Raw genomic sequence first — 13,974 nt, forward strand, 5'->3', positions numbered from 1 at the left:
GCTGCATTGCCCGCCTACTTAGAATACAAGTATAAAACTTGTATTACAAGTGGCCGACGGGTGGCAGCTACACCAGCCAGGCGACAACCAGCAGCGCGCCAACGCTCAATACCGTGGTGCACAGGATGACATCCCGGGCCACGCTCATTCCGCGGCCATAAGGGGAGGCGAAGAGGAACACGTTCTGGGCCGTGGGCAGCGCGGCCATGATCACGCTTGCAAGCAGGTGCTGGCCGTCCAGTCCAAAGACAAAGCGGCCCAAGGCCCACACAACGAGTGGCATCCCGGCGATCTTCAGGAACGTTGCCACGAGGGTTTCTACCCGGCCATCGCCCTTCTGCAGTGGAGCGCGGCCCGCAAGGGAGAGGCCGAAGGCCAGCAGCACCATGGGCACGGCACCTCCGGCCAGCATGTCGATGGGCTTCTGGAGCAGGTCCGGTGCGGTCCAGCCGCTGAGGGCGACGACGACACCCAGTCCGGAGGCGATGATCATGGGACTCGCGAACGGCTGTAACAGCACCTTTTTCCACGAGACCTTGGAGCCTGAGGCAAGCCCCAGGACAGTGAGGTAGAACGGCGCCAGAACCAGGAGCTGGACCAGGAGCACGGGGGCCACATGCTGCGCAGTCCCCACTGCATAGAGGGACACCGGAATGCCGATATTGTTGGCATTCGCATAGCTGCTCGCCATGGCCCCGACGGCGGTCTCCGCCACCGGACGCCGGAAGAACAGGAAACTCGCCAGCCAATAGAGAAGCCCCACTATCGTTGCTGAGAGCAACGCGAGCGGGGCATCTGTTCCCAAGGCAGCGCGGATGTCGCTTCCGGCCACAACGGTAAACAGCAAGGCCGGATTGGTGATGTAAAAGGCCGTCCGGGTCAGCGCGCCCTGGACTTCCGGCCCCAGGATCCGCAGCCGGGCGGCGAAATAGCCTACGGCAATGACAGCGGAGACGATCAGTATTCCGGAGACAACGCCACCCAAGAGTGCGCCCTTCTATTTAACTGAGGTGATTCCGCACGGCCGCCTCCTGTTGCGAAAAGAGGGCCGGCCGTGCGGAAGCTTGGTGGTTGAAACGTCCTACCGCACCAGGCAGGGGCGCTTCGGGTCGAAGGACCAGCCTTCGATGTAGTACTGCATGCCGATGCTGTCGTCGCGGGCATCGAGCCCGTGCTGCAGGTACAGCTCGTGCGCCTTGTCCAGGGCCTCGCGGTCCAGCTCGATGCCCAGGCCCGGGGCGTCCGGAACCTCGATGGCGCCGTCGCGGATCTGCAGCGGGTTTTTGGTCAGTCCCTGCCCGTCCTGCCAGATCCAGTGCGTGTCCAGTGCGGTGATTTCGCCCGGGGCAGCTGCACCGGTGTGCGTGAACATTGCCAGTGAAATATCGAAGTGGTTGTTCGAGTGCGATCCCCAGGTCAGGCCAAACTCGTTGCACAGTTGCGCCACGCGGACGGAACCGGACATGGTCCAGAAGTGCGGGTCCGCGAGCGGGATGTCGACGGCGTTGCTGCGGATGGCGTGCGACATCTCCCGCCAGTCCGTGGCGATCATGTTGGTAGCGGTCTTCAGGCCGGTGGCACGCCGGAATTCAGCCATGACCTCGCGGCCGGAGAAGCGTCCCTCGGCTCCGCACGGATCCTCCGCATACGCAACGACACCCTGCATCCGCTTGCCGAGGCGGATGGCGTCTTCCAGGAGCCAGCCCCCGTTCGGATCAAGGGTCACGCGCGCCTCGGGGAAGCGCTTGGCGAGGGCGGTGACCACATCCACTTCGTCGTCGCCGGAGAGTACGCCGCCCTTGAGCTTGAAGTCGCTGAAGCCGTAGCGCTCCTGGGCGGCTTCGGCAAGGGCAACAACAGCCTCCGGCGTCATGGCCTCCTGACGGCGCAGCTTCTCCCAGCGATCCGACGGCGCCTCCTCCACGAGATACGGAAGGTCAGTCCGGGCGGTGTCTCCTATAAAGAAGAGGTATCCGAGCATCGGCACAGAGGCGCGCTGCTGGCCGTCGCCGAGCAGTTCAGCGACGGGGATGCCGAGGAACTGGCCGTGAAGGTCCAGCAGGGCGGATTCGACGGCGGTGACGGCGTGCACGGTGGTCCGCAGGTCAAAGGTCTGCAGGCCGCGGCCCCCGGCATCACGGTGGGCGAACTCTGCCGCAATCTCCCGTAGCAAGGACCGGTAGCGGGCCACCGGTTGGCCGGTGATGAGCGTCCCGGCTTCCTCGATGGTGCCCTTGATCTTCTCGCCGCCGGGAACCTCGCCGAGGCCGGTCCGGCCCTCCGAATCGGTAACGATGACCACGTTGCGGGTAAAGAACGGTCCGTGGGCGCCGCTGAGGTTCATCAGCATGCTGTCGTGGCCGGCCACCGGGACCACTTCAATCCTTGCGATGGTTGGCTGGGTGCTCATGCGTTGACCTCTGCATCTGCCGCAACCACGGTGCCGTCGATACGGCGGTTCAGGTGCCAGGGGTTGGTGTCCTGCAGGGCTGCGGGGAGGAGTTCCTGCGGGAGGTTCTGGTAGGAGACCGGGCGGAGGAAGCGGTTGATCGCGAGGGTGCCTACTGAGGTGGTGCGGGTGTCCGAGGTTGCCGGGAAGGGGCCGCCGTGGACCATGGCATGGCCTACTTCGACGCCGGTGGGCCAGCCGTTGACGATGATGCGTCCCACTTTCTGCTCGAGGGCTGGAAGCAGGCGTGCCGCCGTCGGGTAGTCCTCTTCCGTGAGTTGCAGGGAGGCGGTGAGCTGGCCTTCGAGCCGGCCGATGGCCTCAATGAGTTCCTCGGTGGAGGAGTATCGGATCACCAGGGACGCGGCGCCGAAGATCTCGGCGTGCAGCACGTGGTTGGAGACGAACTCGCCGATGTGGGTGCCGAAGATGGTGGGGGCGGGCGCGTTTTCGGTGGGACCCTTTGTGCCCTGCCCGACGACGGTGACACCGTTCGCGGAACCGAGGGCTTCGGCGCCGGCATTCCAGGATCCGGCGATGCCTTCGGTGAGCATCGTTTGGCCGGCGCAGGCGGAGATCGCGCGGCCGACGGCGGCAGCCAGTTTGTCACCGAGCTCACCTTCGGGCGCGAACAGGAGTCCGGGGGAGGTGCAGAGCTGGCCTGAGCTGCCGGTGACGGCAGTGACGTACTGCTGTGCCAGCGCGTCAATTTGTTCCGCGGTGCCGCTGAGGGCGCCGTCGAAGACGAAGACCGGGTTCAGCGAGGACATTTCGGCGTAGACGGGGATCGGTTCGGGCCGGGCTGCGGCGGTGCGCATCAGCGCGATGCCGGCTGACTGGGAGCCGGTGAAGCCGACCGCCTTGATCGCGGGGTCGGCCACGAGGGCCTGGCCGATGCTGGATCCGGGGCCGTAGATCAGGGAGAACACGCCCGGGTGCAGGCCGGCGTCGGCAACAGCTTTGGCGATGGCCTGGCCGACGAGTTCGCTGGTGCCGGGGTGGGCGTTGTGGGCCTTGAAGACGACCGGGCAGCCGGCTGCGAGGGCGGATGCGGTGTCGCCTCCCGCCGTCGAGAATGCGAGCGGGAAGTTGCTCGCGCCGAAGACGGCTACCGGGCCGAGCGGGATCTGGCGCTGGCGGATGTCGGCCCGGGGCAGGGGCGTGCGGTCCGGGATGGCCGGGTCAATGCGGACGCCGCGGAAGTCGCCCTGGCGGACCACAGTGGCGAAGAGCCGGAGCTGGCCAGTGGTGCGTGCGCGTTCGCCGCTCAGCCGCGCGGCGGGCAGGCCGGTTTCCTGGCCGGCGCGGGTGATGAGTTCCTCGCCAATGGCCTCGATGTTGTCCGCGATTGCGTCCAGGAACGCGGCGTGCGTCTCCGGGTCCAGGGTGCTGAAGGACGGGTAGGCCGCCGCCGCGGCGGAGGTCGCCGTCGTCAGCTGCTCTTCGGTGATCAGCGTGTAGGCCGGTTCGAGTGCCTCGTTGGTGGCGGGGTTGAAGCCAAAGGTTGTCTTGCCGGCGCCGACGACGGGCTGGCCGGCAATCAGGGAATGTCCGGTGAGTGTCACTGTGGTTACTCCTCAGGAGAAGGTGTTCAGGAGACGGTTGATCAGGAGACGGTGGCGATGAGGGCTTTCAGGTCCGCGAAGTCCTGCGGAGCCAGGTTCTGCAGTGGCGGGCGGACACCGCCGGCCGAGCGGCCAATGGCGTCCAGGCCACCCTTGACGATGGAGACGGAGTATCCCTTCACTCGGTCGCGGATGTCCAGGTATGGGATCACGAAGTCATTGAGCTTCTTGTTCACGGCCGCGCGGTTGTTATTACGGACGTCCTGGTAGAAGTCCAGGGCAAACTGCGGAACGAAGTTGTACATGGCGGAAGAGTAAGTGCTCATGCCCAGTTGGAGCAGCGGGAGCGCGAAGGTTTCTGCCGTGGGCAGGCCGCCGAGGTAGAAGAGGCGGTCGCCGAGCTTGGCGTAAACCCGGGCATCGTGTTCAAGGTCGCCCACGCCATCCTTGAAGCCGATCAGGTTCTCGTGGCGGTCCGCGAGGGTGGCCACGGTGGTGTCTTTGTAGATGGCGTTGGCTCGGTTGTAGATGATCACACCCAGCGACGTTGCGCCGCAGATGGCGCTGACGTGGTCAATCAGGCCGCCCTGGTCAGCCTCGGTGAGGTACGGCGGGAGGAGCAGGAGGCCATCGGCGCCCGCTGCCTCGGCAGCCTTGGCGTTCTCGATGGCTTGGGCGGTGGAACCGCCAGCGGATGCGAGCACGGGAACCTGGCCACCTACCTCTTCAACGGCGGTGCGGACCACGCGCTCCGATTCCGACGGCGTCAGGGAGAACCCTTCGCCGGTGCCGCCCGCTGCGAAGAGGCCAGCCACAGGGAAACTCGCCTGCCAGGCAAGGTGCTTGCGGTAGTTTTCCTCATCGAACCGCAGTTGGGCATCAAACGACGTCACCGGGAAGGACAGCAGGCCTTCCTTGAGGGTGTCTGCCAGTTCCTGCGGGGTGTACTTTGCCACGATGTTGTCCTCTGTGTGAATGCCGCTGCCGGCTAAGGGGTGTTGGTTCGTGTCAAGAGTAGGCAGGGTGACTGATGCCTGTCTAAGTGCCTTTTCGTATTGATTGATACCCAAAATGTATCGTCGATCGGTTTGCCGGATCCCCGCGCTACTCTGTCCGGAATTCTAGGTCCTGGAGGAGGCGCCGGAGTGCCGGGTTGGCGACTTTACGGTTCCAGATGGCGTGCAGCTCCACCGGGTCCTCGCTGCTGGGCCCGGCGAGGGGCAGGAATTCGACTCCCTTGATGGCGAGCAGCGTGGCCGAGTGTGGCACAAAAGCCACCCCCCGCCGTGCTGCCACGAGGGAGACCATGGTCAGGATCTGGCTCACGGTGTGGAGGACATTCCCGTGCTGGATGTCATGCATGCGTATCACCAGGTCGTAGAAATAGGCGGCCTGGGTGGGTGAATGCATGATCAGGGGTTCGTCCCGGAGGTCTGCATCCTCCACGGGCCGGGAAAGCTCCGTCAACCGGTGCCCGGCCGGGACGGCCAGCATCATGGACTCGCGGTAGAGCAGGTGTGAATCAAAGACTTCGCGGTCGAACGGCGGCCGGGCCAGGCCCATGTCCAGCTCTCCCGTCAGCAGCCCCTGGATCTGCTCACCCGTGACGAGTTCCTGGAGATCGATGTCCACCTCTGGAAGGATCGCGGCGATTTCTTCCAGCAACGGTCCCAGGATGCTGAACCCGCTGGCCGCGGTAAACCCGACGCGCAAGACGCCTGCGCGCCCCGTGGCGATCCTGCGTGCGGTAATCGGCGCCCGGTTGGCCAGTGCCATAAGGCGCTTGGCTTCGTCCAGGAAGGCGATGCCGGCGGGAGTGAGTTGCACCTTCCGGTTGTCGCGTTCCAGCAGTTCCGTGCCGATGCTTTTCTCCAATTTCTGGATCTGGCGGCTCAGCGGAGGCTGGGTCATGTTCAGTCTTTCCGCGGCGCGTCCGAAGTGGAGTTCCTCCGCGACGGCAATGAATCCGGCCAGTTGGTCAAAAGTAAACATGATGCCTTTCCGGTATCACCCGATGCATTTTAGGGCTTAGACAGGCATCATAGCGGCTCCCTATAGTCGTCACAGCGAGCCAGTGATTCGGTTCACATCACATGCCGGACCCCCGTTCCGGAGATTTCCTCAAGGAGTTCCAATGATGCACTTCCCCACCCGCCGCACAATTCTCGGTGCGGCCTCTGCCGTGACGCTGCTGGCGCTGACGGCCTGCGGCAATGTCGCCGGCGGCGCAACAGACTCCGCCAAGTACCCCTCCGGGCCCGTCAACCTCTCGGTAGGCCAGGCTGCAGGTGGCAGCACGGACCTGATCGCCCGCGCCCTTGCCGAAGGCGCCTCCAAGACCCTGGGCCAGCCGATGCCCGTTGTGAATAAGCCCGGTGCCAACGGCGCCCTCGCCACCAAGGAAGTGGCAGGCAAGCCCGCCGATGGACAGGAACTGGTCCTCCTCACAGCATCCCTGATCACCATCACTCCGTTGGCCGTCACCCCGGACGAAGCCGTGAACATCGACGACCTGGACATCATCGCCGGCTTGTCGCAGGACGATTACGTGCTGGTTGCAAGCACCCAGTCCGGGTTTAAGACGTTCGACGACGTATCCGGCGCCGGCCGCAACGTCACCTTTGGCACCACGGGCGTTGGCACCGGAAGCCAGCTTGCCCAGACCGTTCTCTTCAAGCAGGCGGACGTGAAGGGTACGGATATCCCCTTCGACAGCGGCAAACCGGCCCTGACGGCTGTGCTTGGCAACCAGGTGGAGCTCGCCACTATCCAACTCGGCGAAGCGATGCCGCAGATCGAAGCCGGAAAGGTGGCACCGCTCCTCGTCTTCTCGGAGGAACGCAACAGCTTCCTGCCGGACACCCCCACTGCCAAGGAAGCCGGCTACGACGTACCGGTAGCCCAGTATCGCGCCGTCGCCGCCCCCAAGGGCACGCCCGCGGACGTCAAGGAGAAACTGCTCGCGGCCTTCCAGGAGACCTTCAAGTCGGATGCCTACAAGGAGTTCAACAAGAAGAACATGCTGACCCCGAAGGAGATTTCCGGTGAGGAAGTAGTCGCCGACTGGAAGGGATACGCAACTAAGTACAAGGAACTGGTGGAGAAGTACGACATCAGCCTCAGCGGAACTAAGTGATTCCTGTGAAAGGAACCCCCGCAGTGCCCGCCGGAGGCAGCACGTCAGCTGCCTCCGGCGGGGACACCCCGAGCACCCTCCCCAGCGAAGTTCCCGATGACCTGACGCCAGAGCAACTCGCAGCCCAGTGGGAAGAGGAAAAGCCTCCCGCGGCCGGCGCCCTCGCCAACGCGGCGTCATCGCTGGTGGTCCTTGGCGTCGGAATCGGCGCGGTCATCCTCTCGGTCTCCATGGGGCTGGGAACGCCAGACAAGCCCCAGCCTGGCCTGTGGCCGTTCATCATCAGCTGCGTCATGGCAGCCCTTGGACTCTTCCAACTAATCCTGGGCCGGCACAACCGGGATGCGGAGAAATTCACCCGGATGTCCGCGGCCCCGCTGACCGGCCTGGTGACGCTCGCCGCCATGGTGGCCCTGATGCCGCTGATCGGTTTTGAGCTGCCGGCCCTGGTCCTGTGCGTTATCTGGATGCGCTTCCTGGGCGGCGAAACGTGGCGCTCCACGCTGGTAGTCAGTGCCGCCGTCGTTATTGCCTTCTACGCAATCTTCGTCCTGGCACTCAACACCTCCATTCCCCACCTCTTCTAGGAGACCCCCGTGGATTTTCTGAATCCCGTTATCAACGGATTTGCGGTTGTCCTGGAGCCGACCAACCTCCTCTACTGCCTGATCGGCGTCGTGATCGGCATGCTGATTGGTGTGCTGCCCGGCCTTGGACCGGCGGCAACCATCGCAATCCTGCTTCCGCTCACCTACAACGTGGAGCCGGTCACCGCCATCATCATGCTGGCCGGCATCTTTTACGGCGCGCAGTACGGCGGCACCATCACCTCCGTGCTCCTGCGGCTTCCCGGAGAAGCGTCCTCGGTGGTCACCGTCTTCGACGGCTACCAGATGGCAAAGCATGGCAGGGCAGGAACGGCACTGGGGCTGGCCTCCATTGGATCCTTCATCGGTGGCACCGCAGCCATCATCGGACTGACGTTCCTGGCGCCCATCGTGGCAAGTTTCGCCCTGGACTTCGGTGCACCCGAGTACACCGCCCTGGCCATGCTCGGTATCCTCCTTGTGGCCACCATCAGCAGCGGTTCGAAGGCCAAGGCACTCATCGCCGCGGCTCTTGGGCTCCTGCTAGCCACCGTGGGCCGCGACATCTTCACCGGTGAAAGCCGGTTCACGTTCGGCAGCCTGCAACTGGCCGACGGCCTGGACTTTGTGCCGATCGCCATGGGCATCTTCGGACTCGGCGAAATCCTCTACAACCTTGAGGAACGCCACCGGGCCGCCAAGGCGCCGTCGAAAGTCACTAACGTCTGGCCTTCACGCAAGGATCTCAAGCAGGCCTCCGGCGCGATCGGCCGAGGTTCAGTCCTGGGCTTCGTCCTGGGCATCCTGCCCGGCGGCGGTGCCACGATCGCGTCCATGGCCTCCTACGCCATGGAGAAGAAGCGGGCCAAGCAGCCCGAGCGTTTCGGAAAGGGCGCACCCGAAGGTGTGGCCGGGCCGGAAACTGCCAACAACGCTGCCGCGACGTCTTCCTTTATCCCGCTGCTGACCCTTGGCATCCCCGCCAACGCCACCATGGCGCTGATGTTCGGTGCGCTGCTGATCCAGGGCGTCACGCCCGGACCGCAGCTGGTGGAGCAGAACCCGGAACTCTTCTGGGGCGTGGTGAACTCCATGTACATCGGCAACGTCCTGCTGCTGATCATGAGCCTGCCGCTGGTCGGAATCTTCGTGAAGATCCTCCGCGTCCGGGCTGCCATTCTGGCACCCGTCACGGCCCTGATCACCCTGCTGGGTGCCTACACCATCAACAACAGCATGTTCGACGTCACACTCGTCGTTGTGTTCGGCATCATCGGCTACCTCATGAAGAAGTTCGGCTTCGAGCCGGGACCCCTGGTGCTGGCCTTCGTGCTGGGCGAACTGCTGGAAAGCTCTATGCGCCGCTCGTTGCTCATGTTCGGCGGCGACTCCCTGGGCTTCTTTGGCCGTCCGATCTCCGCAACCCTGCTGGCAGTCTTCGTCCTGGTAGCCGTCCTTCCGGTCATCCGCGGTGCTATCGCCAAGCGCAAATCAATTGCCCCTACGGCTGTCACGCCGGAAATCAAGGAGAAGGTATGAGCATCATCGTCGGATTCGTCCCCACGCCGGCAGGAGAGGCCGCGCTGACGGCAGGCATTGCCGAAGCCAAGCTCCGCAACGAGGACCTGGTGATCGTCAACTCGGCCAGGGAAGGCGCGCTGGTGGACAAGTCAGTGGCACCGGACAATGTCCTGGCACGGGCGGCCAGCCGCGCGGCAGAAGCCGGCGTCATGGCCACCGTGATCCAGCCCCCCTACCAGCACGACCTTGCCGATGAGTTCCTCGACGTCGCCCGTGAGGCCAATGCATCACTGATCGTCATCGGGCTCAGGCACCGGACCCAGGTAGGAAAGTTCATCCTGGGAAGCCATGCCCAGCGGATCCTGATGCAGGCCGACCGCCCCGTCCTCGCCGTCAAGGCGGCCGGCGCCTGGGAAGTACCTCGTTCAGCGCGCCCTTAGCCCCGCAGCGCCCCGAGTCCAGTGATGAGTGCATCGAGCCCCAGGCCGAAGGCTACGTCCGCGGGGCGCTCGTCGCCCCGCGCCGCCAGGCTCCGTACGGCCGCAGTGAAGTGCGGAGTCGCCTCGGCCATGCTGCCGGCGTCGAAAATGTCCGCCGGCGCCGTGACGTCATAGGCCGAGCCGAAAATGAATGACTCCAGGGCCACGATCGCCGACACGATCCGCTCTTCGGGAAAGCCTGCCGCCACGAAACCGGCGCTTACGGTCTCGTACATGGCCAGGGTCTGCGGTGCGTCCGTCACGGGCAGAACCGCGATGACAGGGATCAGCGGAGTGTGCTGGGCAAAAACATCGCGGTAGCTCCACGCCCACGTCCGCACGGCGTCTTCCCACGGCCGCGCCCCGAATCCCGAAACATCGACCAGGGCCGCGAGGTGGTCCTCCACGAGCAGGAGGACATCACGTTTGGAGGCCACATGGTTGTAAAGGGCCGACGGCGCCACGTCCAGTTGGCGTGCCAAGGCAGCCATCGTGAGGCCGTCGTAGCCCTTCTTGCCGATGAGTTCCAGGGCGGCTGCCGTAATGCCGGCTTGGTCCAGCAGGGCCGCCGAGGGGCGGCCGGCCCGGCGTCGTGCGCCCTTTGCCCCGTCATCGGGTCCCGTGGCGACGCCGGGGGCGGTACTGGTGCCGGCTTTTCCGGCGGTGGTTCCTGGTGCGGCGGCAGCCGGCATGGTGCGGGCCCTTTCGTGGGGGTTCCCCAGCATTATTCCACCCACGTCTTCCCGAGCGCGGCGTGAACCGCTATAGTTCTAATAAATGAATGGCATTCATTTAGTGGCGCGTATCACTGGCGCAGCCACAGAGAGGACATCATGCTGAACCTAAACCGCGACGTTGTGGTCGTTGGAGCGGGACCCTCGGGGTTGACCGCAGCCCGTGAACTGAAGAAAGCGGGACTGACCGTGGCCGTGCTGGAAGCCCGGGACCGCGTGGGTGGCCGCACTTGGACGGACACCGTGGACGGGGCCATGCTGGAGATCGGCGGCCAATGGGTCTCGCCGGACCAGACGGTGCTCCTGGACCTGCTGGATGAACTGGGCCTGAAGACCTATTCCCGCTACCGCAGTGGCGAGTCCGTCTACATCGGAGCGGACGGCAAACCTGTTCGCTACACCGGCGACTCCTTCCCGGTGGACCCGGCCACCGCCGTCGAAATGGACAAACTCATTGCCCTGCTGGACGGACTGGCCGCCGAAATCGGTGCTACCGAACCCTGGGCGCATCCCAAAGCCCGGGACCTGGACACGGTTTCCTTCCACCACTGGCTGCGCGCCAACTCAGACAACGAGGAAGCGTGCAACAATATCGGCCTGTTCATCGCCGGCGGCATGCTCACCAAGCCCGCGCACGCCTTCTCCGCGCTCCAGGCCGTACTGATGGCAGCCTCTGCCGGGTCCTTCACCCACCTCACCGACGAGGACTTCATCCTGGACAAGCGCGTGGTGGGCGGAATGCAGCAGGTCTCCCTGCTGCAGGCGCGGGAGTTGGGTGACGACGTCGTCCTCGACAGTCCGGTGCGAACCATCAACTGGGAACATGATGAGGACGGCCACCGCGTCACCGTCGTATCCGAGCGGGCAACCGTGAATGCGCGGTTTGTGATCATGGCCGTGCCGCCCAACCTTTATTCGCGTGTTTCCTTCAACCCGCCGCTGCCGCGCCGCCAGCACCAGATGCACCAGCACCAGTCGCTGGGCCTGGTCATCAAGGTCCATGCCGTCTACAGCACGCCGTTCTGGCGCGAGGAGGGCCTTTCCGGGACCGGATTCGGCGCCGGCTCGCTGGTCCAGGAGGTCTACGACAACACCAACCACGGCGATGCACGCGGGACTTTGGTGGGCTTCATCTCGGATGAAAAGGCCGACGCCGTCTTCGAGTTGGGTGCCGACGAACGCAAGCGCCTGGTGCTTGAGTCGATCGCCGGGTTCCTGGGGGACAGGGCGCTGGACCCCGAGGTGTACTACGAATCGGATTGGGGCTCCGAGGAGTGGACCCGGGGCGCATACGCGTCCAGCTACGACCTGGGCGGGCTCCACCGCTACGGAAAAGACCAGCACACCCCCGTCGGCCCCATCTACTGGTGCTCCTCCGACCTCGCCGCGGAAGGCTACCAGCACGTGGACGGAGCCATCCGAATGGGCCGGCTCACTGCCGCCCGAATTGCCGAAGTTGCCCGTGTGGCCGAGCCGGCCGGGGTGTAGCTGTCAGCCCAGTCAGGACTCGGCGGCCCGATTCCAGGGTGGGCGGCCTCGATGAAGGCGGCATACCCTGGGGTGGGCCGACCCCTCGCCTATACGGTCGAAAAGTAACCATTCGTGGCCGTCAGGTAGTAGAAAGGGGTGAATCCGGTTCTTTCGCCGGCCGGGATATTGCACCGAACAATTGATGCGTCCTCCAGCCTCGATAAGTGATATTGCACACTTGCCCGGGGCGAGCCGACGGCGTCGCTGATGTCCGATAACCGGCTTGCTCCGCGCAGTGCCAGGTGGTCAATTATTTGGGTGCGGACAGGATTGGTCCGGAGCTCGATTATTCCCCTTGTGATGGGATCTGCAATTCTTGTGCCCGTCATGGTGCCGTTCATCCTGCCGCCTTTCAAAAGTTGAATCGCAATTACACCCCAGCAGTGTTGCGGGCACATTTCAGCCGGGTTATTCATGCCGTTCGACTCACGATGGAACCGAGTATGATGGTTAAGCTCGTCGACAGCGGGGGTAGCCCGTAAGAAGGAAACGCCTATGAGTTCGGCGAAGCAGTCCAGCATGCAGCAAACGGGGGCCCTTCGGCAGAAACCGTTGATGAACATGCGGCAGATCCTTTTGATGAATATCGGGTTTTTCGGGATCCAGTACAGTTTCGGGATGCAGCAGACCGCGATTAACCCGGTCTACGAGTTCCTCGGCGCAGACCCCTCCGATCTGCCCATCCTCAACTTGGCAGGGCCGATCACCGGCCTCCTCATCCAGCCCCTCATTGGTGCCCTCTCGGACCGCACCTGGAGCCCTCGGTGGGGGCGCCGCAAGCCGTTCTTCCTCATTGGCGCAATCGGCTGCGCCCTGTGCCTGTTCCTATTCCCCTTCGTCACCGCGGTCTGGATGGCGGTGATGTTGTTGTGGCTCCTGGATGCGAGCAACAACACGGCCATGGAGCCGTACCGTGCGTTCATCGCCGATAAACTGCCTCCTTCCCAGCTCGGTAAGGGCTTCCTGGCCCAGGCGTTCTTCACCGGCCTCGGCATCACCCTGGCCAACATCTCCCTGTTCGTCTTCCAGCAATTCATCCAGGGGGCCACCGAGGCCGGCATCCCGTACTGGGTGGTCGGCTCATTCATGGTTGGTGCCGTGTGTTCGATCGCCACAGTGCTCGTCTCCGTCCTGACCACGCCGGAGATCCCGCCATCCAAAGAGGAGCTCGCGGCATTGCGAGCGAAGAAGGGCGGCCTCGTTCCCGCGGTCAAGGAGATCGCCGAGGCGATCCGCGTGATGCCGCGCCAGCTGCGCAAGCTCGCAGTCGTGTACCTGTTCCAGTGGTACGGCATGGTCTGCTACTGGCAGTTCGTGGCTCTGTCCGTTGCCAAGTCAGTGTTCCCGGACAACCTGCAAGGCAAGGAAGATGCTGTCGCCTGGACCGGCCTCGTCAACGGCTGGTACAACATCATCACCTTCAGCGTCGCCTTTGCCCTGGTTGCCTTCGCACGGCGTCGCGGCGCCAAAATGGTCCACTGCGTGTGCTTGTTGCTGGCGGCTGCCGGGCTGGTGATCTTCCCGTTCATCGACAACAAGTTCCTGATCTTCCTCCCGATCATCGGGCTCGGGATCGCCTGGGCCTCCATCATGGGAGTGCCCTACATCATGGCAGTCCGGATGATCCCCTCAAACAGGTACGGCGTCTACATGGGCATCATCAACATGATGATCGTGGTGCCAATGATGATTCAGTCGGTGACGTTCGGTTGGATCTACGAGCATCTGCTGGGAGCCAACCCGAACAATGCGATCGTGTTCGCCGGTGTGCTCCTCGGTCTGGCCGCGGTCACCATGCTGTGGATCAAGGAACCACCGATCATCGACGACGTCGACGACGTCACCCACGTCCCGGCGTCCGCGCATTGAGAGAGGCAGCCATGCAATTCTTGGTGGGGGACAAGGTAGTCATGAAGCCGCCATAGTCGGGCTGGAGGAAGCAAGTTGACTACGATGGTCGTAATCCTTCTTTT

13 protein-coding genes are annotated in these 13,974 nt (G+C 64.0%); 6 read left to right on the forward strand and 7 right to left on the reverse strand.

Features of this window, described 5'->3' with window-relative positions; genetic code table 11:
* Positions 1–67: 67 nt before the first annotated feature.
* From V9L18_RS00435 to V9L18_RS00455, 5 genes are all read right to left on the reverse strand, one after another.
* Positions 68–985: an AEC family transporter gene (locus tag V9L18_RS00435; RefSeq protein WP_337345203.1), complete on the reverse strand. Its 918-nt coding sequence runs from the start codon at positions 983–985 to the stop codon at positions 68–70.
* Between the two features lie 96 nt (positions 986–1,081).
* The gene (locus tag V9L18_RS00440) at positions 1,082–2,410 is read right to left on the reverse strand and encodes an enolase C-terminal domain-like protein (protein ID WP_337345204.1); all 1,329 of its coding nucleotides are present in this window, start codon (positions 2,408–2,410) and stop codon (positions 1,082–1,084) included.
* Entirely contained in the window at positions 2,407–4,014 is a 1,608-nt protein-coding gene (locus V9L18_RS00445) for an aldehyde dehydrogenase (NADP(+)) (RefSeq protein WP_337345205.1), read from the reverse strand. Before V9L18_RS00445 ends, V9L18_RS00440 begins: the two co-directional genes overlap by 4 nt.
* Positions 4,015–4,055: 41 nt before the next feature.
* Positions 4,056–4,970: a 5-dehydro-4-deoxyglucarate dehydratase gene (gene kdgD, locus V9L18_RS00450; protein ID WP_337345206.1), complete on the reverse strand. Its 915-nt coding sequence runs from the start codon at positions 4,968–4,970 to the stop codon at positions 4,056–4,058.
* Between the two features lie 148 nt (positions 4,971–5,118).
* A complete protein-coding gene (locus V9L18_RS00455) occupies positions 5,119–6,006 on the reverse strand; it encodes a LysR family transcriptional regulator (protein ID WP_337345207.1) in 888 nt (295 codons plus the stop codon).
* A 142-nt stretch (positions 6,007–6,148) separates the two neighbouring features.
* Here V9L18_RS00455 and V9L18_RS00460 point away from each other — a divergent pair, with 142 nt between their 5' ends.
* Genes V9L18_RS00460 through V9L18_RS00475 form a run of 4 tightly spaced genes read left to right on the forward strand, consistent with a single transcriptional unit; the run spans position 6,149 to position 9,698 of the window.
* The gene (locus V9L18_RS00460) at positions 6,149–7,150 is read left to right on the forward strand and encodes a Bug family tripartite tricarboxylate transporter substrate binding protein (RefSeq protein ID WP_337345208.1); all 1,002 of its coding nucleotides are present in this window, start codon (positions 6,149–6,151) and stop codon (positions 7,148–7,150) included.
* 5 nt (positions 7,151–7,155) lie between these two features.
* Positions 7,156–7,737 carry a tripartite tricarboxylate transporter TctB family protein gene (locus V9L18_RS00465; RefSeq protein WP_337345209.1) on the forward strand — a complete coding sequence of 194 codons (582 nt, stop codon included), beginning with the start codon at positions 7,156–7,158 and terminating at the stop codon, positions 7,735–7,737.
* A 9-nt stretch (positions 7,738–7,746) separates the two neighbouring features.
* Entirely contained in the window at positions 7,747–9,276 is a 1,530-nt protein-coding gene (locus tag V9L18_RS00470; RefSeq protein WP_337345210.1) for a tripartite tricarboxylate transporter permease, read from the forward strand.
* Positions 9,273–9,698 carry a universal stress protein gene (locus tag V9L18_RS00475; RefSeq protein WP_337345211.1) on the forward strand — a complete coding sequence of 142 codons (426 nt, stop codon included), beginning with the start codon at positions 9,273–9,275 and terminating at the stop codon, positions 9,696–9,698. The genes V9L18_RS00470 and V9L18_RS00475 overlap by 4 nt, the downstream gene beginning before the upstream one ends.
* Here the strand turns inward: V9L18_RS00475 and V9L18_RS00480 are convergent.
* On the reverse strand, positions 9,695–10,462 hold the full coding sequence (locus V9L18_RS00480; RefSeq protein WP_337345212.1) for a TetR/AcrR family transcriptional regulator: 768 nt from the start codon (positions 10,460–10,462) through the stop codon (positions 9,695–9,697). The two genes, V9L18_RS00475 and V9L18_RS00480, sit on opposite strands and share 4 nt — an antisense overlap.
* A gap of 108 nt (positions 10,463–10,570) precedes the next feature.
* Between V9L18_RS00480 and V9L18_RS00485 the strand changes: the two genes are divergently transcribed.
* Positions 10,571–11,959, forward strand: coding sequence for a flavin monoamine oxidase family protein (locus tag V9L18_RS00485; RefSeq protein ID WP_337345213.1), 1,389 nt, complete (start codon positions 10,571–10,573; stop codon positions 11,957–11,959).
* Between the two features lie 89 nt (positions 11,960–12,048).
* On the opposite strand, the gene V9L18_RS00490 is transcribed toward V9L18_RS00485, so the two are convergent.
* Positions 12,049–12,564, reverse strand: coding sequence for a winged helix-turn-helix domain-containing protein (locus V9L18_RS00490; protein ID WP_337345214.1), 516 nt, complete (start codon positions 12,562–12,564; stop codon positions 12,049–12,051).
* 16 nt (positions 12,565–12,580) lie between these two features.
* Here V9L18_RS00490 and V9L18_RS00495 point away from each other — a divergent pair, with 16 nt between their 5' ends.
* A complete protein-coding gene (locus V9L18_RS00495; protein ID WP_337345605.1) occupies positions 12,581–13,870 on the forward strand; it encodes an MFS transporter in 1,290 nt (429 codons plus the stop codon).
* The last annotated feature ends 104 nt before the right edge of the window (positions 13,871–13,974 follow it).

It is taken from the genome of Pseudarthrobacter sp. CCNWLW217 (assembly GCF_037203985.1).
Classification (GTDB): domain Bacteria; phylum Actinomycetota; class Actinomycetes; order Actinomycetales; family Micrococcaceae; genus Arthrobacter.